The 25,230-nt window shown below is 49.9% G+C and carries 28 protein-coding genes; 23 read left to right on the top strand and 5 right to left on the bottom strand.

Annotated features, from left to right (window positions below; genetic code table 11):
- Window positions 1-5 precede the first annotated feature (5 nt).
- From ACFPVS_RS01360 to ACFPVS_RS01320, 9 genes are all read left to right on the top strand, one after another.
- Complete coding sequence (locus tag ACFPVS_RS01360) at window positions 6-1,052, top strand: ABC transporter permease subunit (RefSeq protein ID WP_096294795.1); 1,047 nt, start codon at window positions 6-8, stop codon at window positions 1,050-1,052.
- A gap of 28 nt (window positions 1,053-1,080) precedes the next feature.
- On the top strand, window positions 1,081-1,212 hold the full coding sequence (locus tag ACFPVS_RS01355; RefSeq protein WP_269768622.1) for a hypothetical protein: 132 nt from the start codon (window positions 1,081-1,083) through the stop codon (window positions 1,210-1,212).
- Between the two features lie 165 nt (window positions 1,213-1,377).
- Window positions 1,378-1,596 carry a type II toxin-antitoxin system death-on-curing family toxin gene (locus ACFPVS_RS01350; RefSeq protein ID WP_198345371.1) on the top strand — a complete coding sequence of 73 codons (219 nt, stop codon included), beginning with the start codon at window positions 1,378-1,380 and terminating at the stop codon, window positions 1,594-1,596.
- Between the two features lie 32 nt (window positions 1,597-1,628).
- The gene (locus tag ACFPVS_RS01345; protein WP_096294796.1) at window positions 1,629-2,651 is read left to right on the top strand and encodes an ABC transporter permease; all 1,023 of its coding nucleotides are present in this window, start codon (window positions 1,629-1,631) and stop codon (window positions 2,649-2,651) included.
- A gap of 35 nt (window positions 2,652-2,686) precedes the next feature.
- Complete coding sequence (locus tag ACFPVS_RS01340; protein ID WP_123803772.1) at window positions 2,687-3,061, top strand: DUF6979 family protein; 375 nt, start codon at window positions 2,687-2,689, stop codon at window positions 3,059-3,061.
- Between the two features lie 139 nt (window positions 3,062-3,200).
- Window positions 3,201-4,751, top strand: a complete 1,551-nt coding sequence (locus ACFPVS_RS01335) for a fatty acid--CoA ligase (RefSeq protein ID WP_096294798.1) — start codon at window positions 3,201-3,203, stop codon at window positions 4,749-4,751.
- Window positions 4,752-4,802: 51 nt separating this feature from the next.
- Window positions 4,803-6,350, top strand: coding sequence for an ABC transporter ATP-binding protein (locus tag ACFPVS_RS01330; RefSeq protein WP_378595254.1), 1,548 nt, complete (start codon window positions 4,803-4,805; stop codon window positions 6,348-6,350).
- Between the two features lie 63 nt (window positions 6,351-6,413).
- Entirely contained in the window at window positions 6,414-6,746 is a 333-nt protein-coding gene (trxA, locus tag ACFPVS_RS01325) for a thioredoxin TrxA (protein WP_096294799.1), read from the top strand.
- A 632-nt stretch (window positions 6,747-7,378) separates the two neighbouring features.
- Entirely contained in the window at window positions 7,379-8,698 is a 1,320-nt protein-coding gene (locus ACFPVS_RS01320) for a DUF445 domain-containing protein (RefSeq protein ID WP_378595194.1), read from the top strand.
- An 856-nt stretch (window positions 8,699-9,554) separates the two neighbouring features.
- Here ACFPVS_RS01320 and ACFPVS_RS01315 read toward each other — a convergent pair.
- Window positions 9,555-10,751 carry an acetate kinase gene (locus ACFPVS_RS01315; RefSeq protein ID WP_096294801.1) on the bottom strand — a complete coding sequence of 399 codons (1,197 nt, stop codon included), beginning with the start codon at window positions 10,749-10,751 and terminating at the stop codon, window positions 9,555-9,557.
- Window positions 10,752-11,054: 303 nt separating this feature from the next.
- Between ACFPVS_RS01315 and ACFPVS_RS01310 the strand changes: the two genes are divergently transcribed.
- The 7 genes from ACFPVS_RS01310 to ACFPVS_RS01280 all read left to right on the top strand — a co-directional run bounded on the left by ACFPVS_RS01310 (window position 11,055) and on the right by ACFPVS_RS01280 (window position 15,417).
- Window positions 11,055-11,372 carry an HLGFF motif protein gene (locus ACFPVS_RS01310; protein WP_096296078.1) on the top strand — a complete coding sequence of 106 codons (318 nt, stop codon included), beginning with the start codon at window positions 11,055-11,057 and terminating at the stop codon, window positions 11,370-11,372.
- Window positions 11,372-11,563, top strand: a complete 192-nt coding sequence (ccoS, locus tag ACFPVS_RS01305) for a cbb3-type cytochrome oxidase assembly protein CcoS (RefSeq protein WP_378595191.1) — start codon at window positions 11,372-11,374, stop codon at window positions 11,561-11,563. The genes ACFPVS_RS01310 and ccoS overlap by 1 nt, the downstream gene beginning before the upstream one ends.
- Window positions 11,560-12,858, top strand: coding sequence for an MFS transporter (locus tag ACFPVS_RS01300; protein ID WP_096294802.1), 1,299 nt, complete (start codon window positions 11,560-11,562; stop codon window positions 12,856-12,858). The genes ccoS and ACFPVS_RS01300 overlap by 4 nt, the downstream gene beginning before the upstream one ends.
- Window positions 12,859-12,948: 90 nt before the next feature.
- Window positions 12,949-13,947: a DNA polymerase III subunit delta' gene (locus tag ACFPVS_RS01295; protein WP_123803768.1), complete on the top strand. Its 999-nt coding sequence runs from the start codon at window positions 12,949-12,951 to the stop codon at window positions 13,945-13,947.
- A 9-nt stretch (window positions 13,948-13,956) separates the two neighbouring features.
- Window positions 13,957-14,307, top strand: coding sequence for a PilZ domain-containing protein (locus tag ACFPVS_RS01290; protein ID WP_096294803.1), 351 nt, complete (start codon window positions 13,957-13,959; stop codon window positions 14,305-14,307).
- 16 nt (window positions 14,308-14,323) lie between these two features.
- The gene (locus ACFPVS_RS01285) at window positions 14,324-15,100 is read left to right on the top strand and encodes a TatD family hydrolase (RefSeq protein ID WP_096294804.1); all 777 of its coding nucleotides are present in this window, start codon (window positions 14,324-14,326) and stop codon (window positions 15,098-15,100) included.
- A gap of 77 nt (window positions 15,101-15,177) precedes the next feature.
- The gene (locus ACFPVS_RS01280) at window positions 15,178-15,417 is read left to right on the top strand and encodes a putative hemolysin (protein WP_096294805.1); all 240 of its coding nucleotides are present in this window, start codon (window positions 15,178-15,180) and stop codon (window positions 15,415-15,417) included.
- Between the two features lie 174 nt (window positions 15,418-15,591).
- On the opposite strand, the gene lysM is transcribed toward ACFPVS_RS01280, so the two are convergent.
- The gene (gene lysM / locus ACFPVS_RS01275) at window positions 15,592-16,068 is read right to left on the bottom strand and encodes a peptidoglycan-binding protein LysM (protein WP_096294806.1); all 477 of its coding nucleotides are present in this window, start codon (window positions 16,066-16,068) and stop codon (window positions 15,592-15,594) included.
- 183 nt (window positions 16,069-16,251) lie between these two features.
- Here lysM and ACFPVS_RS01270 point away from each other — a divergent pair, with 183 nt between their 5' ends.
- The gene (locus ACFPVS_RS01270) at window positions 16,252-16,920 is read left to right on the top strand and encodes a sulfite exporter TauE/SafE family protein (protein WP_096294807.1); all 669 of its coding nucleotides are present in this window, start codon (window positions 16,252-16,254) and stop codon (window positions 16,918-16,920) included.
- 76 nt (window positions 16,921-16,996) lie between these two features.
- On the opposite strand, the gene ACFPVS_RS01265 is transcribed toward ACFPVS_RS01270, so the two are convergent.
- The 3 genes from ACFPVS_RS01265 to xseA all read right to left on the bottom strand — a co-directional run bounded on the left by ACFPVS_RS01265 (window position 16,997) and on the right by xseA (window position 20,052).
- A complete protein-coding gene (locus tag ACFPVS_RS01265; protein WP_096294808.1) occupies window positions 16,997-17,800 on the bottom strand; it encodes a sulfite exporter TauE/SafE family protein in 804 nt (267 codons plus the stop codon).
- A gap of 6 nt (window positions 17,801-17,806) precedes the next feature.
- On the bottom strand, window positions 17,807-18,559 hold the full coding sequence (pssA, locus tag ACFPVS_RS01260) for a CDP-diacylglycerol--serine O-phosphatidyltransferase (protein WP_378595251.1): 753 nt from the start codon (window positions 18,557-18,559) through the stop codon (window positions 17,807-17,809).
- Window positions 18,560-18,696: 137 nt separating this feature from the next.
- Window positions 18,697-20,052, bottom strand: a complete 1,356-nt coding sequence (xseA, locus tag ACFPVS_RS01255) for an exodeoxyribonuclease VII large subunit (RefSeq protein WP_096294810.1) — start codon at window positions 20,050-20,052, stop codon at window positions 18,697-18,699.
- A 114-nt stretch (window positions 20,053-20,166) separates the two neighbouring features.
- On the opposite strand from xseA, the gene ACFPVS_RS01250 reads away from it, so the two are divergent.
- The 6 genes from ACFPVS_RS01250 to pyrF all read left to right on the top strand — a co-directional run bounded on the left by ACFPVS_RS01250 (window position 20,167) and on the right by pyrF (window position 25,176).
- Window positions 20,167-21,336 carry a PIN domain-containing protein gene (locus ACFPVS_RS01250; protein WP_378595186.1) on the top strand — a complete coding sequence of 390 codons (1,170 nt, stop codon included), beginning with the start codon at window positions 20,167-20,169 and terminating at the stop codon, window positions 21,334-21,336.
- 11 nt (window positions 21,337-21,347) lie between these two features.
- Window positions 21,348-22,388, top strand: coding sequence for a tetraacyldisaccharide 4'-kinase (gene lpxK / locus ACFPVS_RS01245; RefSeq protein ID WP_096294813.1), 1,041 nt, complete (start codon window positions 21,348-21,350; stop codon window positions 22,386-22,388).
- Between the two features lie 57 nt (window positions 22,389-22,445).
- Window positions 22,446-22,628: a Trm112 family protein gene (locus ACFPVS_RS01240; protein ID WP_096294814.1), complete on the top strand. Its 183-nt coding sequence runs from the start codon at window positions 22,446-22,448 to the stop codon at window positions 22,626-22,628.
- The gene (kdsB, locus tag ACFPVS_RS01235) at window positions 22,625-23,383 is read left to right on the top strand and encodes a 3-deoxy-manno-octulosonate cytidylyltransferase (RefSeq protein ID WP_096294815.1); all 759 of its coding nucleotides are present in this window, start codon (window positions 22,625-22,627) and stop codon (window positions 23,381-23,383) included. Before ACFPVS_RS01240 ends, kdsB begins: the two co-directional genes overlap by 4 nt.
- 259 nt (window positions 23,384-23,642) lie before the next feature.
- Complete coding sequence (gene adk / locus ACFPVS_RS01230; RefSeq protein WP_096294816.1) at window positions 23,643-24,290, top strand: adenylate kinase; 648 nt, start codon at window positions 23,643-23,645, stop codon at window positions 24,288-24,290.
- Window positions 24,291-24,438: 148 nt separating this feature from the next.
- Window positions 24,439-25,176, top strand: coding sequence for an orotidine-5'-phosphate decarboxylase (gene pyrF / locus ACFPVS_RS01225; RefSeq protein WP_096294817.1), 738 nt, complete (start codon window positions 24,439-24,441; stop codon window positions 25,174-25,176).
- The last annotated feature ends 54 nt before the right edge of the window (window positions 25,177-25,230 follow it).

Genomic DNA, 25,230 nt, shown 5'->3' with positions numbered 1-25,230 from the left:
ATCCCATGTGGCGTTATATTTTCCAACGCTTGTTACTGTTAATCCCCACGCTGCTCGGTATTCTGGCGGTAACGTTTGCGATTATCCAATTCGTGCCCGGCGGGCCGGTGGAGCAGATGGTGCAGCAGCTGACCCAAAGTGCGGCGGTGGGCGAGGCGGGTAGCGGTGCCGTGAATATGATGAAACCGGGCAACTTGAGCGCCGATGACATAGCGGCGTTGAATGCGCTTTACGGGTTTGACAAGCCGCCGTTGACGCGTTTTGTTGAGATGGTCGGGCGCTTTGTCCGATTTGATTTGGGCGAGAGTTTTTTTCATCATCAAACCGTGTTTGAATTGGTGAAAGAAAAAATGCCCGTTTCGATGAGCTTGGGGCTGTGGACGTTTTTCCTGACCTATCTGATTTGCATTCCGCTCGGTATTGCCAAGGCGGTGCGCGACGGCAGCCGCTTTGATATGTTCACCGGCATGGTGGTGTTGGCCGGCTACACGATTCCGCCGTTCGTGTTGGGCTTGGTATTGCTGGTGTTGTTCGGCGGCGGCAGCTTTTTCTCATGGTTTCCGCAGGGCGGTTTGGTGAGCGATGACTGGGAAAATTTAAGCACGTTTGCCAAAATCAAAGATTATCTGTGGCACATGGCCTTGCCGGTTACCGCTTCGGTGGCGGGTAATCTGGCGGTGATGACGGTGTTGACCAAAAACGTATTCCTTGAAGAAATCCGCCGTCAGTATGTCTATACCGCCCGCGCCAAGGGTTTGCCCGAACGGCAGATTTTGTGGAAACACGTGTTCCGCAACGCCATGATTCCGCTGATTACCGGTTTTCCGGCCGCCTTTATCGGCGCGTTTTTCACCGGCAGCCTGCTGATTGAAACGCTGTTTTCGCTCGACGGGCTGGGTTTGTTGTCATACGAAGCGGTGATGAAGCGCGATTACCCGGTGGTGATGGGCACGCTGTATGTGTTCACGCTGATGGGGCTGCTGGCGAAATTGTTGTCGGATATTTCCTATTCGTGGGTCGATCCGCGCATTCATTTTGGCGGGCAGAAGTAGGCCGTCTGAAAGATTTGAGGATAAAACAATGAAAAGTTTGAAAGAGATTAAACAATCAAGCAGTCGCCATTATAAAAGTGAAGCCAATAAAGTGGTGGATATTGCCCTGCAAAATGATGAAGCCGGCAAACGTTTGGTTCTGCACAGTGCCAACGCGTGATTGCGGCACACAAAAACGAATTAGAAAAGCTGGCATATAAATGAAGGGAATTAATGTTGGTTTTGTGGTGGCTGTGCACGATGAAATTATCCGGCAAACCGGGGGTAGGGCGTGCCGGTGTTCATTTTGAACGTCTGGAAAGTGCTCGGCAGAATCGATTAGCAGATTTATTACAACCAAATCGAAAATATTTATGAAATTGCCGCTCGGTATGGCATTGTTCTAGCGAAAGGCCATGCATTTGTTGACGGTAATAAACGTACCGGCTTGGCTACCATGCTCACCTTTTTGGAAATTCAAGGTGTGGGTATTCAATACGATACCGGTTTGGATGATTTGATGGCGGAGCATGTAGCCGAATTCCTATATCAATTGACACTATAAAACCTTTCAGACGGCCTCAACAAAACACAACGATGAAGACACTCTCTCACAATCCCACATGGCAGGCTTTTAAGCAGCACAAACGCGGCTGGTTGGCATTGCGCGTGCTGGCGGTGCTGTTTGCCGTGGCACTGGCCGCGCCGCTGTGGAGCAACGACAAGCCGCTGTGGATTCGGTATCAGGGCAAAACCTATTTTCCGCTCATCAATACCTATCACGAAACCGAATTCGGCGGCGATTTTGACACGCCTGCCGATTATCTCGACCCTTTAATCCGTCAAAACATCACGTCCGACGGCAATTTTGCTCTGTATCTGCCCAATCCTTACGCCGCCAATACCTTAAATGATTTCGACACCCAACCCGATCCGGCAAGGCCGTCTGAACGGCATTGGCTGGGCACGGATGACCGCGGCCGCGATGTGCTGGCGCGTTTGGTGTATGGTTTCCGCGATTCGCTGCTGTTTGCGCTGGCCTTGACCGCCGTGACCACGTTTATCGGCGTGGTGATGGGCGCGGTGCAAGGTTATTTCGGCGGCAAAACCGATTTGCTGATTCAGCGCTTTTTGGAAATTTGGGGCGGCCTGCCCGAGCTTTATCTGCTGATTATTTTGTCGTCGTTTTTTAATCCGAGCTTGCTGATTTTATTGCTGCTGTTGTCGCTGTTCGGCTGGATGGGGCTGTCGGACTATGTGCGCGCCGAATTTTTGAAAAACCGTCAGGCCGATTATGTGTTGGCGGCAAAAAGCATGGGCGTGGGCAACGGCACGATTATGTGGCGGCACATTCTGCCCAACAGCCTCACGCCGGTGTTGGCGTTTTTGCCGTTCCGCATTTCCGGTGCGGTGTTGGCTTTAACCAGCTTGGACTTTTTGGGGCTGGGCGTACCCGCTTCGCAAGCCAGCTTGGGCGAGCTGTTGGCGCAGGGCAAAGACAATCTCGATGCATGGTGGATAGGCTTGTCGGCAGTCGGCGCGTTGACGGTGATGTTGCTGCTGTTGGTGATGGTGGGCGAAGGCTTGCGCCATGCATTTGACGTGCGGGCGCGGAATTGATTTCAGACGGCCTGACAATGAAAGGGGAATGTACAATGACAACTTATGAAGAAATGACTCTAAAGGCAATTGAATTGTTACCTGAAACCGAATCTTATGAATCAGCATGGCTAAATGCGGCAAGAATTTGTAATAAGAGCGTATCTGTGCAGAAAAAGGGATGCCCTGAAAATGCATTTCCAGGATTGGCTGAATCCGGCTTGATTAAAAATGTTCCTGCAAAATTTAGCCATCAGCCTCAATCCCGAAATGCTCAATATGCCATAAAAGCTGTGAAACTATTAAAGCAAAAGCCTTGTTTGGCGGAGAATAAAAAGAGGTTGTGGAATGCGGTGATAGAAGAGTCTAAAGAGCATAACGGGCGGATGGGTGTTGTTTTAGCATTGTGGAATAAAGGCTTGATTATTTGATAAAGCCGTCTGAAAACATACAATCAAATTTTTACAACCGCAGCCTTACCTTCCGCATTCCTATTCTATACAATGCGCATTTACACGCCGTTTGGCTGTGTGGGGAAATGAAGCCGCTTTAACAAGAAACTTTTACTTTATGAATTACCGCTACAATAATTTTTACCAAATGCTGGTGTCGGCGAACCGCCAATCCGCCAAACAGACCGCTATTTTCAACGACGAAAAAAAAATCACTTACGGACAATTCAAGCAGCAGGTCGACGCGGTGGCCGCTTATCTGCAAAGCATTGATGTGAAGTTCGGCGATAAAGTGGCGCTGGCCGTATCGAATTCGCCCGAATTCATCGTGGCTTACTTTGCCGTTACGGCGTTGGGCGCGGTGGCTGTGCCGATGAATACGTTTTTGAAAAACGACGAATTTGCCTATATTCTCAATGATTGCGGTGCCAAGTTTCTATTTGCTTCAGACGGCCTGAAAGAAGTCAAAGGCTTGGAAGACAAAACCAAGCTGGAGAAAACCATTTGGATCGGCGATAAGCCGTTGGCCGATAAAAAACACGCCCATTTTGCGGCGGCTTTGTCGTTTCCGGAAAAGCCGGATTTAAGCCGTCAGCCGGCCATTGATGATTTGGCACACATTATCTATACGTCGGGCACCACCGGCCATCCGAAAGGTGCGCTGATTACCTATAAAAACCTGTTTTCCAACCTGCAAGACGTGGAGCAGGTGTTTCGGATTTCGCGCAAAGACCGCTTTGTCGTGTTCCTGCCGATGTTCCACAGCTTCACGCTGACGGCGATGGTGCTGCTGCCGATTTACATGGCCTGCTCGATTATTTTGGTGAAATCGGTGTTTCCGTTTTCCAATGTGTTGAAACAGGTTTTGTTCAAACGCGCGACCATTTTCTTGGGTGTGCCGGCGATTTACACCGCAATGGGTAAGGCGAAGATTCCGTGGTATTTCCGCTGGTTCAACCGTGTGCGCCTGTTTGTCAGCGGCGGTGCGCCTTTGGCTGAACAAACGATTTTGGATTTCAAGGCCAAGTTCCCCAAAGCCAAGCTGATTGAAGGCTATGGTTTGAGCGAGTGTTCGCCGGTGGTCTCCGTCAACACCTTGGAGCAGCAAAAAGTCGGCAGTGTGGGCAAACCACTACCGGGTTACCAAGTCAAAGCGGTTGACGACGAATTGATGGAAGTAGAAAAAGGCGGCGTGGGCGAACTCATCGTCAAAAGCGATGCGGTGATGCAAGGCTATCTGAATATGCCGGGCGCGACCGACGAAGCGATTGTCAACGGTTGGCTGCGTACGGGTGATTTGGTGCAGATTGACGATGACGGCTTTATTTTCATTGTCGACCGCAAAAAAGATTTGATTATTTCCAAAGGCCAAAACATTTATCCGCGCGAGATTGAAGAAGCGCTGTATAAAATGGACGCGGTGGAAGCGGCGGCGGTGATTGGCGTGAAAGACCAATATGCCGATGAAGAAATCGTCGCTTTTGTGCAGGTCAAAGACAACATGATGCTGGATGAAAAAGAAGTGCGCGCTTATTTGCGCAAAAATCTGGCGAATTTTAAAGTGCCCAAGCACATTTATTTTAAAGACGGGCTGCCGAAAAACGCCACCGGAAAGGTGTTGAAACGCGTGTTGAAACAGCAGCTGAAAGAAGAGCAATCGGCCTCATAAGGCCGTCTGAAAAGCGTGGTTGGCCAATCACGCTTTTATGCTATGGAATCCATCATGACCCCGATTTTACACATCGAAAACCTCTATGCTTCGTTCCCGGGCAAGCAGGTGTTGTACGACATCAACCTTACCGTGCAAGCCGGGCGAAAGCTGGCGGTTGTCGGCGAGAGCGGCAGCGGCAAAACCGTGTTGGCGCAGGGGATGATGCGGCTGAATCCGGCGGTGTCGTTAACAGGCCGTCTGAAATTTGAAGACACGGATTTGTTGACGCTGCCTGAGCGCAGTCTGCAAAAGCTGCGCGGCCGCGACATCGGCATGGTGTTCCAAGAGCCGATGACGGCCTTAAACCCTGTGATGCGTGTGGGCAGGCAGATTGCCGAAGTATTGATGCTGCATTTGGGCCTGACCGCCAAACAAGCATGGGCGCGCGCCGTCGGGCTTTTGTGTGAAACCGGCATTCGGCAGCCCGAAGAAAAAGCCCTTGCCTATCCGTTTCAATTATCGGGTGGGCAGCGGCAGCGGGCGATGATTGCGATGGCGGTGGCCGCGGAGCCGAAATTGCTGATTGCCGACGAACCGACCACTGCGCTGGATGTGGCGGTGCAGGCGCAAATTCTCGATTTGCTGTCGCGTTTGCAACAGGCACGCGGTATGACCTTGGTGTACATCAGCCACGATTTGAATTTGGTGCGCCGCTTTGCCGATGACGTGGTGGTGATGCAGCATGGCCGTATTGTCGAGCAAGGCAGCGTGGAAGACGTGTTCAGACGGCCTCAACACGAATACACCAAGATGCTGCTCAATGCCGGCGCGGTGCGGCAGGCGGTGGATTTGCCGCAAAATCCTGCGACTGTGTTAGAAGGTGAAGCCATCAGCGTATCGGTAAAAGAGCAGGCCGGTTGGTTTAAAAAACGCCGCAAAATTCTGCTGCAACCCTTAGATTTTCATTTGAAAGCGGGTGAAACCTTGGGCATCATCGGCGAGAGCGGCAGCGGCAAAACCACCTTGGCCAAAGCGGTGATGAATTTGACGGATGCGGAAGGCCGTCTGCAAATCAACGGCCAAGCATGGCGGCCCGAATTACGCCGGGAAATCCAAATGGTGTTTCAAGACCCGTTCGGCGCATTCAATCCGCGTATGAATGTGTTCGACATCGTTGCCGAAGGCTTGCGCGTACACGAGCCGCAGTTGAGCCGCGAAGCCATGCGCGAGAGAGTAGCGGAAACCTTGCGCCAAGTCGGTTTGCCTGAAGACGTGATGACGCGTTATCCGCATGCGTTTTCCGGCGGCCAACGCCAACGGCTTGCCATTGCCCGCGCGATTATCGTGCGTCCGAAAATTTTGGTGCTGGACGAGCCGACCAGCGCGCTTGATGTACAATGGCAGCAACAGATTTTGGCTTTGCTGGCCGATTTGCAGCGTCAGCACGGCTTGAGCCTCATCATCATCAGCCATGATTTGGCGGTGATTCGCGCACTTTCGCACCGCGTAATGGTGTTGAAAGACGGGCAGATTGTCGAAGAGGGGGATTTGGATGCCGTGTTTGCAAATCCTCATGCCGCGTATACGCAAAATCTATTGTTGCACGCAGGGGCTTGAAATTTTCCGCCATTAGCCCTATTCTGCCAATATACAAAAAACCTGAACTGAAAGGATAACACTATGAGCAGCGAACTGATTGTACACACTACTGATGCCAACTTCGAACAAGACGTTTTAAAATCAGACGTGCCGGTATTGTTGGATTTCTGGGCATCATGGTGCGGCCCTTGCAAAATGATTGCCCCGATTTTGGACGATGTTGCCGCCGAATACCAAGGTAAAGTGAAAGTCGTGAAAATCAACATCGACGACAACCAAAATACCCCGAACCAATTCGGCGTGCGCGGTATCCCGACTTTGATGGTTTTCAAAGACGGTCAAAACGTGGCCACTAAAGTAGGTGCATTGGCAAAAGGCCAATTGACTGCATTCTTGGATGCGTCTATCGCTTAAATCTTTGAACGAATAAAAAAGGCCGTCTGAAACCTTGTGGTTTCAGACGGCCTTTTGCTGCGGAAAAGATATAGGCAGAATGTTTAGACAAGTAAGATCTTTGCAAAATCTTCATTATTGGCACATTTCTTCGTTATGCGCTGCCCGAAAGCTTGCCTGTCTAAGTGATATGTCTGCGCTTTCTGTGCTGTTCTAACTTCGAACTGTGCCAATAATGAAGATTTTGCAAAGGTCTCACGCTGTCAGCAAACTGTGGAAAAGTAGGATTGGTCTTTGAAAGATAGACGAAAAATCAAATTGATTGAAATTTAAGCGGCTTGGTGATATTAAGAACAAGGCCGTCTGAAACAGAAAACACACAGTTCACATCATCAAAGCTGTGCGCAGCCTGTGTATAAATTGCCTTTTTTATTGATAGATAAACGAAAAATAATGCTGCTTAAAATTTAAGCGAAGATTAAGCTTAATCACAGCACGACAAGCGAGAATTGTGTGCAGTCTGTTGATAACTCATCTATCTTTATGAAATCTAAACATAAAAATGTGTTGCTTAAAAATTGGGCAAATGAGGGCAGCGGTTGCAGACGGCCTGCGCTATAATTTCATTATCGGTTGGCAAATAAAGGAACATCATGCACACATTATCGGCAGAAGTGCGCTTGGCGCAGGCTAAAGCACGGTTACGTCGCAGCCGCCGCTGGGCAACCGGCCTGCTGCTGGCCGCTTGCGTGTTGTTTGTGCTGTCCACACTGTATCTCAAGCATTATCCTTGGTTGGCGTATGTGAAAGCCTTTTCCGAAGCAGCGATGGTCGGTGCGCTGGCCGATTGGTTTGCCGTAACTGCGTTGTTCAGACGGCCTTTGGGTCTGCCGATTCCGCATACCGCCATTTTGCCGCGCAATCAGGCCCGGATTGCCGATGAGTTGGGTCGGTTTATTGAAAACAATTTTTTGCAGGGCAAACCGATTGCGTTAAGGGTGTATCAGGCGCAGCCGAGTGATAAATTACTCAGTTGGCTGGCGGGCGAATCGGTGCGCAGCCAATGGTTGCCGTGGGTGGCCAAGCAGATTCCGCTGCTGTTGAACATCGCCAAGCCCGAGCAAGTGGCGCGCTTTTCCGGCATGATGTTGGCGCAGCAATACAATGGCGAGAAAATCGCCAAAACGATTTCAGACGGCCTGCTGCTGCTCAAAAAGCACGGCATGCACGAAACCTTGTATTACAGCTTATTGAAGCAATTGCGCCGCTGGCTGAAAAATCCCGAAACGCGCGAAATGTTGGAGCAAAACCTGCGCGAATGGGCGGCCAAAATCGAAAGCGATGCACCGAGTACCTGGGATAAATTCAAAGCCGCGCTGAAATCAACAGTGGTAGAAAAAGTGGATGATTGGGCGGCTGCTAAGGCTTTGGATTGGGCAGACGGTTATTTGGCTGCTGCCATGCAAGGTGATGAAAATGCCATGCGCCGCCGCTTTGACGAGCAATACGATGCCATTATTGATCGGCTGCAGACTTCACGTTTGTGGCACCGCCGTTTAGAAGCCGCCAAAATGCAGATTGCCGGATCACCAGCCTTGCAAAACAGCTTGCAAAGTTTTTGGAAAGGGCTGCAAAAATGGGCAGAGGATGATGTGGCTAAAACTGATTCACTGTGCGCCGCGCAATTGCAAAAACTGCTTGATCATATGCTGTCGCAGGCGGAAGCCTATCCGCAGTTTATGCGCAGGGCGGATGTGCGCCTATCGCTGATGGTACGCGATTTCGTTATGCGTTATAAAGAGCAGGCGGCGCAATTTGTGGCCGATAAAGTGAAAAGCTGGGACAGCGCGCAAATGGTTGAAAAACTCGAGCTCAGCGTCGGTAAGGATTTGCAGTATATCCGCATCAACGGCACGCTGGTCGGTGGCTTGGTCGGGCTGGCGATTTATGTGGTGTCGCAATGGTTGGGGTAGCAAGATAAGTTTGAGGCCGTCTGAAAGATGAACGTTCAGACGGCCTTTTCATATTATTTATTTTCAAGCAAACAAAAAAGCCATTCAAGCATGAAATTGCGTTTATTTAAAATATTTTCATGGTTTATTGATTAAATTATTTTGATGAATCATTTATTTAGAAATTTTCAAATGGCCAAATAAGGTTTGGCGACAGTAGCTGTTTATTTTTATCTTGATTGTAAATGGCTATTAAAAGTGACAAATTCTGTCATGTGCCAAAAAAAGAACATCATACCTGCCGAGAATCAAAAAAAGATGACAAAAAAAAGCATATTGCCGTGATTGGATACTATTAGGCGATATGTATATTTAATGATTTATGCATGTTTTTTTTATATATTTTTATTTTTAAAATATATAGTTATATATTTATTGGGCGGGATTTAAATTTTTGGCATGCACTTTGCTTGATAGACAGTAAGAAACAAAACGGTGCGCAAGAAAATAACGGCAATCTGTTGGGTTTCTTCATGAAAAAAGCAAACATATTACGCGGAAATCATCAAACGGAAAACCGTTGCGATACTCAGCAATAAAATTGCGGGAAAACGTCATCACTATCTTCGGATGGTGATGACATCTTACAGAATAAAAAAGTAACACGAATCTTGCCCAATCAAAACAACAACAGGATTTAAAAAATCCGATTATCTCCCTAAAACTTATTACGGAAAACGCAAAGGCCGTCTGAAAAGCTGGTAATGAAGCCTGTATCCCGCCCGCTTGAAAGACGGCCACTTTTTTATCTTGTTTTGAACAAAACGAATACAAAAAAGCCCTGTTGACAATCAACAGGGCTTTTTTAACGGTTGGATTACAGACCGCTCAAGCGTGCGGTGTCGTGTGCAATCATCAACTCTTCGTTGGTTGGAATCACCACGGCAACGGCTTTGCTGTCGGCAGTGGTAATCACGCCGGCATTGCCGAAGCGGGCAGCCAAGTTGGCGTCTTGATCGACATTCAGACCCAAGAAGCCCAAGTAGCCCAACACTTTGCTGCGGATCAGGTCGGAGTTTTCGCCGATACCGCCGGTGAAGGCCAATACGTCCAAACCACCGGCGGCTACTGCCATGCCGGCAACGTATTTCGCCAAGCGGTAGCAGAACACTTCCAGCGCCAATACTGCGCCGGAGTGACCCTTGGCCGCCTCTTCTTCGATGGCGCGGCAGTCGCTTGACAATTCAGACAAGCCCAGCAAGCCTGATTTTTTGTTCAGCATGTCGGTCACTTGCGCGATGGTCATATTGGCGTTTTCAGCCAAGAAACCGAATACCGCAGGGTCAACGTCGCCCGAGCGCGTACCCATTACCAATCCTTCCAGCGGAGTCAAACCCATGCTGGTGTCTTGGCATACGCCGTTGGCGATGGCGGCAATTGATGCCCCGTTACCCAAGTGGGCAATTACCATGCGCAAATCGTTTTTGTCTTTGCCCAAGAAACGGGCAGCTTCGTCAGCTACATAGCGGTAGCTGGTGCCGTGGAAACCGTAGCGGCGCAGGCCGTATTTGCTGTACAACTCACGCGGTACGGCATACATATAAGCGCGTTCCGGCATGGTTTGGTGGAACGCGGTGTCGAATACGGCTACGTTTGGCAGGCCTTTGAAAATGTTTTGGGCAGCACGCACGCCCAACAGGTTGGCAGGGTTGTGCAACGGCGCCAACGGAATGCATTTTTCGATACCGGCAATCACGTCTTCGGTAATCAAGGTTGATTCGCTGTATGCTTCACCCCCGCTCACGATGCGGTGGCCGATGGCGGCGATCTGGCTGTCGAAGCCGTGTGATTTCAATTCTTCCATCAAGGCTTCAACTGCGCCGGTGTGGTTCGGACCGGCAGTCAATTCAACTTTGTGTTTTTCGCCGTTGAATTTGAAGGTAATGTAGGCATCGGGTAAGCCCAGTTTTTCTGCCAGGCAGCTCAACAACACGTCGCCGCTGTCGTTATCTAAAACAGCACCTTTTAATGATGAACTGCCGCAGTTTAAAACCAAAATCAATTTTTGAGACATCTGTAGGCTCCTAAAGGTTTTCAGACGGTCTGTGGTATGATTGCCAAAACGCGGGAGAGCCGTCTGAAACAGGTTAATAAAAACATTCAAAGGCTAGTCTATTCGATATAAAAAGTCAATGCCGCAGGCCGACTATGTTGATATGCTCTATTTATTTCAAGCATTGGTCACGGCAAACTGCTGCACACAAAAAGATGCTAAGATAGAAACCGCCTGAAAGCCAAAAGCAGAGGGCATTGATCTGCCGTTCAGACGGCCTTTTATATGATTTATTTAATATATGATTTATTTAAAGACAAAACCATGCATTATTTCAGTATTCATACCCAACAAGGCGAGCATTTGGGCTTTTTCATCATGCTGGCCGATGACGAATCCGAAACCCAGCCGCAAAGCGGACAGTTTGCCGTCAAACTCCACAGCGAAGAAACGCCCGGAGACCAAGCGGCGGTGATGGCGTTGCAGCCTTGGCAGGATGTGGCTGAGCCATTGCTTTGGCGCGTGGAAAAAGACCGCGTCGAACTCTTTGCCGGTGACACCAATATCGGCGCCATCCGCAACGAATACCTGACCTTATCCGGCCAAATGCTGGTTTTAAACGATTTGACAGGAATGATGTAATGGAAAGTATGTATCTTTTGGTGCCGCTGAGTATTATTTTGGCCTTTATCATCGGCTTTTTTTTCTGGTGGTCGGGCAAACACGGCCAGTTCGACGATTTGGAGGGACCGGCCTACCGCATCCTGATGGACGACGATTCCACCGACAAACTGCTTGACAAAGAAGATTCAGCCGAAGACGAAGCCAAATGAGCATCAAAAAAGATTATCTCGATTTCAAAACCAGCCGCCGTTTCTTGCCTTTGTTCGGCACGCAGTTTCTCGGTGCGTTTAACGACAATGTGTTTAAAACGGCGCTGTTTGTGATGATCAGCTTCTACGGTTTGGGCGGCAACGAATGGATTCCGGCCAGCCAAATGCTGAATCTGGGCGCGTTGCTGTTTATCCTGCCGTATTTCCTGTTTTCCGCTTTATCCGGCCAACTGAGCAACCGTTTTGATAAAGCCGTGCTGGCACGTTGGATTAAAGTGTTGGAAATCATCGTGATGGCCGTGGCGGCGTATGGTTTTTACATTCAATCTGCGCCGCTGTTGCTGTTCTGCCTGTTCTGCATGGGCACGCAATCGACCTTGTTCGGCCCGTTGAAGTATGCCATTTTGCCCGATTATTTGAATGATAAAGAGTTAATGATGGGCAACAGCCTGATTGAGTCGGGCACGTTTATCGCCATTTTGTTCGGGCAGATTTTGGGCACATCTTTGGCCGGTGTTCCGCCGCACATGGTCGGCATGGTGGTGATGGCGGTGGCGGTTTGCGGTACTTTGGCCAGCCTGTTTATGCCGTCTGTACCCGCCAAGGATCCGGATACCAAGATCGAACTCAACATCATCAAAGGCACGATGGGTTTAATGCGCGAAACCGTGTCTCATAAACCTGTGTTCACCGCCATTATCGGCATTTCGTGGTTTTGGTTTGTCGGCTCGGTTTATACTACCCAATTGCCGACTTTTACCCAAATCCATCTGGGTGGCAACGATAATGTGTTTAACCTGATGCTGGCACTGTTTTCCATCGGTATCGCCATCGGCTCGGTATTGTGTGCCAAACTCAGCCACGAACATTTGCGCTTGGGGCTGGTAACTGTCGGCGCCATCGGCCTGACCGCCAGCGGTTTGCTGTTGGTGTGGCTCACGCACGGCCAACGTTTTGCTGAACTCAGCGGTATTATGTGGTTTTTATCGCAAGCCAATGCTTATCCTGTGATGTTGGCCATGACGGCCATCGGATTTTTCGGCGGCTTTTTCTCTGTGCCGCTTTACACATGGCTTCAGACGGCCTCCAGCGAAACCTTCCGCGCGCATGCCGTGGCGGCCAACAATATTGTTAACGGTATTTTTATGGTGACGGCGGCGATTATCAGCGCGGTATTGCTGATGTTGTTTGAAAGCATTACCTTGCTGTATTTGATTGTGGCACTGGGTAATATGCTTTTGCTTGTTTATCTGATTAAACGCGAACCGCGTTTCATTTTGAAGAAAAACCGTTGATAAATAACCTGAAAGGCCGTTTGAAAATTCGGACGGTCTTTCTCGTTTATCTGTATAATAAACGCTTATTTCAACCTGATTTTCAAGCGCATGATTTATCCGTGGCATCAGCAAGAATGGCAGCAGCTTGCCGCGCATTGGCAGAACCAGCCCAATGCATGGCTGTTTACCGGTAAGCAAAATACCGGTAAAACGGCGTTTGCGCGTTATGTGGCGCAGGCGTTGCTGTGTGAAAGGCCGTACCACGGGCAGGCTTCGCACTCTGAAAACCATCAGCCTTGTGGCGAATGCGCTTCGTGTCATTTGTTTTCCCAAAACAGCCATCCCGATTTTTACGAACTCACGCCCGAATTACCGGAAGATGGCAGCGTGGGGCGCAAATTGCTGCAGATTAAAATCGATGCCGTGCGCGATATTGTCGAGAATATTTATCTCACGGCTGTGCGTGGCGGGTGGCGGGTGGTGTTGGTGCATCCGGCTGAAAGCATGAATGTGCAAGCGGCCAACGGTTTGCTCAAAGCCTTGGAAGAGCCGCCGCAGCATGTGATTTTTCTGCTGGTAACGCACGCTCGGGATAAATTGTTACCGACGATTAAAAGCCGCTGCCGGCAGATGGTATTGCCTGCGCCGAGCCGTGATGAGGCCTTGGCTTATCTGCAAGAGCAGGGTATGGACAATGCGGCTGCCTTGCTGGCCTTCCACAGCGGTGCGCCATTATTTGATGTTGTGCACGAGTTAGACGATTCGCGCCAAGGCCTGCTCAACATACTCGCCGCGCCGCGTTTGCTGGCGATGCTGGATTATGCGGCGGCGTTTGACAAACAGAAGCAGCCGCTGGCCGTGGTTATTGATTGGCTGCAAAAATGGCTGATTGATGTCGGCTTGGCGCAGCAAAACATGCCGCCGCTCTATTATCCCGATTTTGCGGCGCAATCGGCAGCCGTTGCCGCCAAAACCGAACCACACCGCTTATTTGCACTTACAGGCCTTCTGAATCAACTCAGCCCTTACGGACACCATACCTTGAGTGTTAAAATGCAGCTTGAATATATCCTAATTGAATATCTCAACTTTTGGCAAAATAAATAAGGTCACCCGATGAGCACTAAAGAAATTCCGGCCAAGATGATGGCTTTGAAGTTAAAAGAAAAAACCACGCTTTACAACTGCTACATGCCGTTTTTTGAATACGGCGGTCTGTTTGCGCCGACCGACGATGTGTTTTCGCTGGGTGAAGACATTTTGTTGGCGGTAGAAATCGGCGAGCATCCCAAGCTTTATTTACCGACCAAAGTCGCATGGATTAATCCGGCGCGTACCTCGGCCAACCGCCCGAAAGGCATTGGCTTGGCGTTTTCATCTCACGAAAACTGCCTGCAAACCAAATCCATTATCGAAGATGAGCTGGGCAATGCATTGCGCAGCGACCGTGCCACGTTTACCCTTTAATTAAGCCGGTTTATTTATGCAACTCATTGATTCACATTGCCATCTGAATTTTGAAGGCTTGGCCGGCCGTCTGCCGGAAGTGTTGGCCAATATGGCGGAAAACGACGTCAAGCAAGCGCTCGCCATCAGCGTGAGCAAGCAAAGCTTTGACGAAGTGTTCGCCATCGCCCAAGCGCACGAGCAGATTTACTGCACCATCGGCGTTCACCCCGACAGCGAAGAAGCGGAAGACTTTACCGTAGCCGAAATGGTGGCGCAGGCGCAGCATCCGAAAGTGGTCGGCATTGGGGAAACCGGTTTGGATTACCACTGGTGCAAAGGCGATTTGGCTTGGCAGTATCAGCGTTTTGCCGATCATATTCAAGCGGCGAATGAAACCGGTCTGCCGGTAATCGTGCATACCCGCGATGCCGGCGAAGATACGCTGCGCATATTAAAAGAATCTCAAACCAATTCAGGCGTGATTCACTGCTTCACCGAAGACGTGGCCTTTGCCAAAGGCGCATTGGATTTGGGGCTGTATATTTCGTTTTCCGGGATTGTAACCTTTAAAAACGCGTCGCAGATTCAGGAAGCGGCAAAATATGTACCGAAAGATAGAATGCTGGTGGAAACCGATGCGCCTTTCCTTGCGCCGGTACCGAAACGCGGCAAACGCAACGAGCCGGCTTATGTGCGCCATACCGCTGAATTCATCGCCCAGCTGCGTGGCGAAGCGGTGGAAGACGTGGCCGTGTATACCACGGAAAACTTTTATCAGTTGTTTCAAAAAGTGCCGCGCCGGGTGGAATAAGGCCGTCTGAAAAATGAGTTGCCTACATGATTTTATGTTTTTCAGACGGCCTGTTTGAATGATGGAAAGGAAATAAAATGTTGAAAGCGTTAATTATGGCTGTCATCACTGCTGCTGCATTGGCCGCTTGCGCGCAACAAAACGAGCCTGAATCGCCGGTAGTCGGCATGGCTAATCCCGCTGCCGAATTTTGCGTGAAGCAGGGTGGCAAGCCGGTAATCAAAAAAGATGCGCGAGGCAATGAATATGGCGAATGCCACTTACCCGATGGCAATGTGGTGGAAGAATGGGCATATTTCCGTCAACACCATCAATAATGTAATTGTTTAAAATAGAAATAATGTAATACAGCGTTACAACTTACTCATGTGTTGGGTGTACGTGGCGGCCGTTGTTGCCTTGTTTTATTTCTATGTCAAAACGACTAGATAGCCATACAAAAGACCGTCTGAAGAAAATTTCAGACGGTCTTTTATCATTAAATCAATTTATTATGCAGGAATACGCAATTTCTGACCCACGTAAATTTTATCAGGGTGGCTCAACATTGGTTTGTTCGCTTCAAAGATTTTCATGTATTGGTTGGCATCGCCGTAGTATTTTTTCGCGATGGCAGACAAAGTGTCGCCACTGACTACATCGTGATATTGCGCTGCTGCTTCGGCAGGGAATTGCAGGTTGTTGTCGACATCAGAAACGCCGGTTACGTTGCCTGCCGCCAAAACTGCTTTTTCAGCCGCTTCTTGCGAAGGAGCCGAGCCATTCAAGGTAACTTTACCGCTGGCGCCGTCAAAAGCCACTGCCAAGCCGGTCAGGCCTAAGTTTTGTTTCTCGATGTACGTTTGGATGGCTGCTGCTGCTTTGGTGTTCAAATCATCGACGTTGGCTGCTGCTTGTGCGGCCACTTCTTTTTCGTCTTTGCCAAACAGTTTTTCTCCTGCATTTTTAATAAAGCTGAACAAACCCATAAATCCACTCCTTTAAATTAAATGTGTTTAAAAAATTCGGGCTATCCGAATAAATCAATAATCATACGAAACACGCCGAAATACAAGCAGGGCAAGGCTTGTATTACCTTGTTTTACAAATGCGGGCGGCCAGTCTTCATTATTGCTACAATAACAATCTGAAACTTTACCCACAACCCCACCATGAACAACGAAATCACTTTGCTCACCCTTTTTCTGCTCGGCTTTTTCGGCGGTGGCCATTGCGCAGGCATGTGCGGCGGTTTAAGCAGCGCGTTTGTATTGCAGCTGCCGCCCAACCTGAATCGGGCAGGATTGATTATCCTGCTGAACTTGGGGCGTGTGGGCAGTTATGTGCTGATTGGTTTGATTTTGGGCTTGGTCGGCCAAGTCGGGATTTCGTTGGATGAAACACGGTGGCTGCAAAATATCCTGTATGTGGCGGCAAATGTGTTGTTGCTGCTGCTGGGGCTTTATTTGGCGGGCATTTCCAGCATGGCAACCAAAATCGAAGGATTGGGGCGGCCGGTGTGGAAGCGCTTAAATCCTGTGTTGAACAAACTGTTGCCTATCCGCTCGGTTCCGGCTTGTTTTGCCGTGGGTATGCTGTGGGGCTGGCTGCCCTGCGGCTTGGTCTACAGTGCGTCTTTGTATGCCTTAGGAAGCGGCAATGCATGGCATGGCGGCCTCTATATGCTGGCGTTTGCGTTGGGCACGCTGCCGAATTTGCTGGCGATGGGCTTCTTTGCTGCGCAATTGAAAAGCTTTCTGCAAAACCGTAAAGTGCGCTTCATTGCCGGTTTGCTGGTGGCTGCGTGGGCAGTGTGGCGTTTGGCGGTATTTTTTATGTAGCTAGACACAACGATAAAAGGCCGTCTGAAAGAATCTGTTTCAGACGGCCTTTTGTTTCAGAAATAGTTTGCGTTGTTTATAACTTCCACAACATACGCAGTGCAATCAACAGCAGTAGCACGCCGAAAGTTTTTTTCAGTTTATCGGCAGACAGCTTATGCGCAAGCTTTACACCCAATGGGGCAAACAGCATGGTGGCTATGCTCAACACCAAGACAGCGGGTAAATAGATAAAACACAGCGAGCCTTCAGGTAAATTGGAAATCTGCCGGCCTGCCGCCAAATAACCGATTGTGCCCGCTACGGCAACCGGCCATGCGAGGCCGCTGGATGTGCCGATGGCGCGGTGTGAAGGCATGTTGCAATACATTAAAAACGGCACCGACAATGAACCACCGCCCACACCGACCCAGCTTGATGCCGTGCCGAAAATCACGCCTACGCTGCTAAGTCCGGCGAAGCCGGGCAAACGGCGTGAAGGCACGGCCTTACTGTTCATGAGTGTACGCAGGGCAATCAGCGTGATGAAGACGATAAAGAAGATTTGCAGCCCGTAAGTGGGAATGAATTTGGCCGAAGCCGCGCCGATAAATACTCCACCAATCATGCCGGGCGACATTTTGCCGACAGTCGGCCAGTCGATAGAGCGCTTTTTGTGTTGTGCATAAATGCTGGATAAGGTGGTGAACAACATCACCGCAAATGACGAACCAATGGCCAAATGCTGGGCGTAAGGGTGTTCGCCGCCGTATTGCAAATGCAATACCCACAAAACAATCGGCACGATAATCGTGCCGCCGCCGACGCCGAATAAGCCGGCCAAAAAACCGGCCGCGCAGCCGCCGGCCAGCAGCGCGAGAATTACATCAAGATTAATCATAAAACATTAAACGGTTTTGTGGCGGCGTTTGCGTAACCAACGGCGCGCCGCCAAAATATAGCCCGACAGGCTGTAGCCAAAGAAGAACAGGAATAACACCAGCGACGGTTCCCATGTCACCAGCAGCAAAACCAACACGGCCAATACCATGCCCATAAACGGCACTTTGCGGCGGATATTGATTTCTTTGAAGCTCCAAAACGGGATTTGTACAATCATCGACAAACCGGCAAACAGCGTAATACCCAGCGCCCACCAATGCACACCGGGGAAGCGCTCGACGCTGTGGTTGACCCAAATCAGACCGACAATCAGCGCAGCGGCAGTCGGGCTGGGAATGCCGATAAACCAGCGTTTGTCCACTTTGCCGATTAAGGTATTGAACAAAGCCAAACGCAAAGCGGCGCAAGCGCAATAGATAAATGCTACCGAGTAGCCGATTTTGCCGAATTGCCAAAGCTGCCATTTATAGGCAATCAACGCAGGTGCCACGCCGAAGCTGACCATGTCGGCCAGGCTGTCGAGCTGTTCGCCGAATGCGCTTTGCGAATTGGTCAGGCGTGCTACGCGGCCGTCCATGCCGTCGAGCAGCATAGCAATAAACACTGCAATCGCCGCCGTTTCGTAATGGCCGTGCATGGCTTGGGTGATGGCGTAAAATGCGGCGAAGAGCGCCGCAATCGTGAAAGAATTGGGCAAAAGGTAAATGCTGTTCTGACGTAAAGACGCGCGTGGCGGAATCGGGTTGGGATTTTCCATGTTTTCCATATTTTTCCGTAAGAATGCATATTATTGAAGTAGGGATACCTTATACTGTTTCTCAAATGATGGCAACTCTCAAACAGAACAGCTTGCGTATCGGCGGTTTTCGTATTTTTGCCGGCGTGGAAGCGGCGTCACGAAAAATCAAACAAATCGGGTTGCGCCGTTTCACCGGTGACGCGCACATCGGTTTCACCATCGGCAAACACGATATGCAGTTTTTGCCCTTGTTTCAATCCGGCCGAACTTCGCACCACTTGGCCGCGGCTGTTTTTCACCACCGAAAAACCGCGTGCCAAAATATGCTGCGGCGACACGGCTTCCAACAGCGCGGATTGCTTTTCCAAGGTTTGCCGGCGTTGCTTCAGCAAAATGGCAAACGATTGCGTTAAAGCCGTCTGAAATTGCACGACTTCTCGTTTCGGCGGTGAAACATCAGGGCGTAAGTGCTGCAAAACCTGTGTTTGGCGCAACAATTGTTGCGCATTAAAGCGGTGGTTCTGCTGCATGGCAAAGCGCAAATGCTGCGCCAAACCCTGCAACTGCACACGCTGTTCGTTTAATTTTTGGCGCGGGTGGCGGATTTGCCGCGCCAGCCAATCCACTTTTTGACTGGCATCATAATAACGCTGCTGCAACACCGTTTTCAGACGGCCTTGCGCCTGTGTCAATTTGTGCAGCAATTCCAAACGGTTGGGGCTGACCAATTCCGCCGCGCCGGTCGGCGTGGGCGCGCGTACATCAGCGACAAAATCCGCCAGCGTGAAATCAGTTTCATGCCCGACGCCGCTAACCACGGGAATTACACATCGTTCAATCGCCCGCACTACCGGCTCTTCGTTAAACGCCCATAAGTCTTCAATGCTGCCGCCGCCGCGACACACAATCAACACATCGCATTCCGCCCGCGCCGAGGCCGTCTGAATCGCTTGGGCAATCTGCAATTCGCTGCCTGCACCTTGCACCGCGGTCGGAAAAATAATCACCGGAATTTCCGGCGCACGGCGTTTCAGCGTCGACACCACATCACGCAAAGCCGCCGCCGCCAAGCTGGTAACAATGCCGATGGTTTGCGGATGAGTGGGCAGCGGTTTTTTGCGTTCCAAATCAAACACGCCTTCAAGCTGCAATTTGGCTTTCAGCTTCTCATAAGCCTCATACAAACGCCCCAAACCGACCATGCGTATTTCATTAACCGTAATCTGAAATTCGCCGCGCGCTTCGTAAATACTGATTTTGCCGCTGACTTCAATATGATCGCCTTTCTTTAAAGGCTGGCTCAAACGTGCCGCTGCCCCCTTAAACATCGCACAACGTACCTGCGCGCGGCTGTCTTTCAACGAAAAATAATAATGCCCGCTCGCCGCCCGCGTGAGATTCGACACCTCGCCCGCAATCCATAAGCCGGAAAGATGGTCTTCCAGCAGGTTTTTGGCCAGCGCATTGAGTTCGGAAACGGATAGGGAAGCGGCAGTAAATAAATCGGACATGGCGGGTGTTGGTGATTGGGGAAAGTCGGGATTATAAAGGTTTTCAGACGGCCTTTGTAGGATACCGATTCAATGCTATAGTAATGAACTAAAAACATACTATACGGGAAGAACATGAAACATATTTTGATTGATTTTGAAAATGTGCAGCCGCAAGCAGAGCAATTAAACGGATTGGATGATAAAAGCTGTCATATTTGGTTGTTTTTGGGGAAATTGCAGCAAAAGAGCCTATCGGTTGAGTTGTGCGAAGCGTTGTGCCGTTTTGGTAAAAATGTTCATTTTGTTCGTGTTGCTAAAACAGGCAAAAATGTGCTCGATTTTTACTTGGCTTATTATTTGGGCAAAATTACAGAACAGGATGATGAAGCATTAATTTGTATTTTGTCGCGTGATGGTGGTTTTGATGTTTTGGTTGAGCATTTGGAAGATGGGGGACACTGCAAAGGGATTGTGCGATTGGCAGCATTGGACGAAGCGCGAAAAAATGAAGTTGAATTGTTGGAAAGGGTGAAAGTAGAAAGGCCGTCTGAAAATGCCGATAACAAAATGATTCAGGAAGAGCTTGTCGTAGAAGCATATAAGCGTGCTGCTTTTATCGGAGAGTGTACGAAAAAAGTTTTCTTTGAGTTGATGAGGCCGGACGCATTCAAGCCCAGCGTGATGGGTAATTTACAGACGCGCTTACTCACTATTTTGGCATCAGATTTGCAACCGTTTAATCACGAAGAAAAAATGGCGGCAGTTGCATTGGTGCTTCAGAAGTTAAAAGATAAGCAATTTATCACGCAAAATGCAGATACCAATTTTGTGGAATATCATCTGAACAGTAATGATATTTTAGAGAGATTAACGCAAAAACTGGTTCAATCAAAAGTAAAGAGCGTGGAAGGCGCAAAAAATGTTTTGACCAACCAAGCTAAAATTTTATTTTTCGATATTGACCAAAACACAATCAGCGATATTTTGAAATATTGTGAGCGGGAAGGTATGTTGAGAATTAAGGACCAGAAAATAGAATATCCTCCGTTTCCTTTGGTTGTGCCTATTCCTTCGCAAAGTATTATTGTCAGCAAAGAAGAAGACGTTAAAATTATGCAGAAGGTGGCGGAATTTTTTAATAAATCTGCGAAAAACAAGCCTGCAAGTGTCAAGACGTTAACCAATTCTTTTAAATCAACTTTAAAGTTAAGTGATAAGCAAATTGAAAAGCTAATAAAAGTTTTGGTTGATAAGAAGAAGTTTGCTGTTGGCACAACAGGAAAAATAACCTACAAAAAGTAAAGGCCGTCTGAATGCCCAAGCTGCATCAAATCATCGAACAACATTGGCAACAGCCCAAGCCGTGGCTTCGTGTTTTGCTGAAGCCTCTGTCGGCCGTGTTCGCCCGTATTGCGGCCAAGCGGCGGCAGGATTTTTTGGCGGGGCGCACGCCGAGCGAAAAATTGCCTGTGCCGATAGTGGTTGTGGGCAATATCCACGCAGGCGGCGCGGGTAAAACACCGATTGTGTCCGCGCTGGTGTCGGGTTTGCAGCAGCGCGGGCTAAACGTGGGCATCATCAGCCGTGGCTATGGGCGGACGGAAAAAGATGTGCATGTGTTAACTGTAGACAGCACCGCCGCGCAAGCCGGCGACGAGCCTTTGCTGCTGTACCGCCAAACCGGTGCGCCGGTGGCGGTGGGCAGCCGTCGGGTGGAGGCCGGTCGGGCGTTGCTCGCGGCTCATCCGCATGTGCAAATCATTGTGGCTGATGACGGTCTGCAACACTATGCTTTGCAGCGCGATGTAGAGATTGTGGTGTTTCCCTTCGCCGATACCGCGCGCGATGATTTGGATTGGCTGCCCAACGGCGGTTTGCGCGAGCCTTTATCGCGTTTGGCTTCGGTGGCTGCGGTGGTGGTGAGTGGTGGGCAGAATCCGGCATTCAGGCCGTCTGAGCATATGTTTGCCAGCCATATCGAAACCGGCCAGATTTACCGCTTGAACCAGCCGTCTGAAAAATTGGATTTAGGCCGTCTGAAAAACAGCCGTGCCGCAGCAGCAGCAGGCATTGCCAAGCCCGAGCGCTTTTTTAATTCTTTGCGTGCGCTGGGCATTGAACTGCAACAAACGCTCGCATTGCCCGACCATGCCGCCATCACGCCGCAGGATTTGCCACGCGCCGATTTTGTGTTCATCACTGAAAAAGATGCGGTGAAACTTTCAGACGGCCTCGATTCCGATGCTTTAAATCATGTGTGGGTATTGCCTATTTGTGCGATAATCGAGCCTGATTTAGCTGATTTTGTATTAGGCCGTCTGAATATCGAATCGTCATCGAAACGGTTTGATTAAGATTGAATCAAATACGCCGGACGACCACCAAACACTTTCCCAAAGAAAGCCGAAACCATGGAAAAAAAATTCTTAGATATTTTGGTCTGCCCCGTGACCAAAGGCCCGCTCGAATACCATCAAGACAAGCAGGAATTGTGGAGCCGCCAAGCGAAATTGGCTTATCCGATTCGTGACGGTATTCCTTATATGCTGCAAAACGAAGCGCGTGAATTAACCGAAGAGGAATTGCACGCATGACCGAATTTGTGGTGTTGATTCCGGCGCGTTTGTCGTCTTCACGTTTGCCGGGTAAGGCGTTGGCCGATATTCACGGCAAACCGATGGTGGTGCGTGTGGCAGAACAGGCCGCCAAAAGCCATGCAGCGCGCGTGGTGGTGGCCACCGATCACGCCGATATTCAAGCGGCTTGCGAGGCGCACGGTGTGGAAGTGGTGATGACTGCGGATACGCATGAGAGCGGCAGCACGCGTTTGGCCGAAGCGGTGAAAACGCTCAATCTCCCACAACATTTGATTGTGGTGAACGTGCAGGGCGACGAGCCGTTAATCGAGCCGGAGCTGATTAACCGCACTGCCGAAGTGTTGGTGGAAAACAATGTGCAAATGGCCACCGCCGCTCATGAATTGCACGATTTCGATGAATTTATGAATCCGAACGTGGTGAAAGTGTTGCTGGATAAAAACCGCAATGCCATGTATTTCAGCCGGGCGCCGATTCCGTTTCCGCGCGACACCATGCGCGAAAATCTGCGTGCATTGCCGCAGGAAACGCCGGTTTTGCGCCACATCGGCATTTATGCCTACCGTGCCGGTTTCCTGAAACGCTATGCCGAGATGAGTGTGTCGCCGTTGGAAACCATTGAATCGTTGGAACAGTTGCGTGTGTTGTGGCACGGCTTTCCCATTGCGGTGGAAGTCACCTCACATGCACCGGCCGCCGGCGTGGATACGCAAGAGGATTTAGAGCGTGTGCTGCAGGCGTTTCAAGCATAAATACATACAGGCCGAGATCTTTGCAAAATCCCCACCTTTGGCACATTTCTTCGTTGCACGCTGCCCGAAAGCTTACCTATCTTCGTGATATGTCTTCGCTTTCTGTGCCGCGACAACTTTGAACTGCACTCGAATCTAGGGTTTTGCAAAGGTCTCAGGCCATTCTGAAAACCGTGCGCTTGCCGCAAACCTTTTCAGACGGCGTGTAAAGTATTATGATAGTAATGTAAAAATCATTAACACAAACAGAGGACAAACCATGAAAGTATTATTGTTGGGTGCACCAGGCGCAGGTAAAGGCACGCAGGCGCAATTTATCACCGCCGCTTTCGGCATTCCGCAAATTTCCACGGGCGACATGTTGCGCGCCGCCATCAAAGCCGGCACGCCGCTGGGTTTGGAAGCGAAAAAAATCATCGACGAGGGTGGTCTGGTGCGCGACGACATCATCATCGGCATGGTTAAAGAGCGCATCGCCCAAGATGACTGCAAAGACGGTTTCCTGTTCGACGGTTTTCCACGTACCTTGGCGCAAGCCGAAGCCATGGTTGAAGCCGGCGTGGATTTGGATGCGGTAGTAGAAATCGACGTACCCGACAGTGTGATTGTCGACCGCATGAGCGGCCGCCGTGTGCATTTGCCGTCAGGCCGTACTTACCATGTTGCTTACAATCCGCCGAAAACCGAAGGCAAAGACGACGTGACCGGCGAAGATTTGATCCAACGTGATGACGACAAAGAAGAAACCGTGAAAAAACGCTTGGATGTGTACCACGAGCAAACCGAAGTGCTGGTGGATTTTTACAGCAAACTGGAAGGCGAACACGCGCCGAAATACATCAAAGTTGACGGCACCCAAGCCGTTGAGGCGGTAAAAGAGCAAGTATTGACTGAATTGGGTAAATAATTTTGTACCCATGATAAAGATAAAAAGGCCGTCTGAAAAAATTTTTTCAGACGGCCTTTTTGTATGGAAAAACTGTTAAAATCCAGATGAACTGATGATAAAGGCTGGTGCGGATTCCGCCGTTCGGCTTGCTTTGATAGGAATCATAATGAACCCGTTAATCACTGATTTTCACCTGCCGCAAACCCGTACGCCGGTAATAGTGGCCTTGGATTTTGCCAACGAAGCCGGTACGCTGAATTTTGTGCGCACGCTCGACCCGGGCCTGTGTCAAATCAAAATCGGCAAAGAATTGTTTACCGCAACCGGCCGGCCGTTGGCGGAAAAGCTGATTAACCAAGGCTTTAAACTATTCTTGGATTTGAAATACCACGATATTCCGAATACCGTAGCCCAAGCCTGCCGCGTGGCGGCCGATATGGGTGTGTGGATGGTTGATTTGCACGCTTCGGGCGGCCGCCGCATGATGGAAGCCGCGGCCGAAGCCATTGCCAATCATGCGCAAAAACCGCTGCTGATCGGTGTGACCGTATTGACCAGTATGGAACAAAGCGACATGGCGGAAATCGGTTTGGACATCGAGCCGGAGCAGCAAGTGTTGCGCTTGGCTAAATTAACCCAAAGCTCGGGCTTGGACGGTGTTGTCTGTTCGCCTTTGGAAGCCGCGCCGTTGCGCCGCGAATTAGGCGAAGATTTTGTGTTGGTAACACCGGGCATCCGCTTGGATATTGCCGGTAACAACGATGACCAACGCCGCATCATGACCCCTACCGAAGCCCTGACCGCCGGTTCGACTTATTTGGTGATGGGGCGCCCGGTGACGCAAGCCGCTGACCCGATTGCCGTGTTGCGTGAAGTGAACCGAGTGGCCAATCCGACGGAATAATTTCAGACGGCCTTAAAACCAGAGCGGGTTGAAAAACAAATAGCATTGAATGAA

This window comes from Neisseria weixii (assembly GCF_042658245.1).
Classification (GTDB): Bacteria; Pseudomonadota; Gammaproteobacteria; order Burkholderiales; family Neisseriaceae; genus Neisseria; species Neisseria weixii.
Note: the sequence above shows the minus strand (reverse complement) of the source record. Positions and strands in the feature narration are given on the sequence as shown.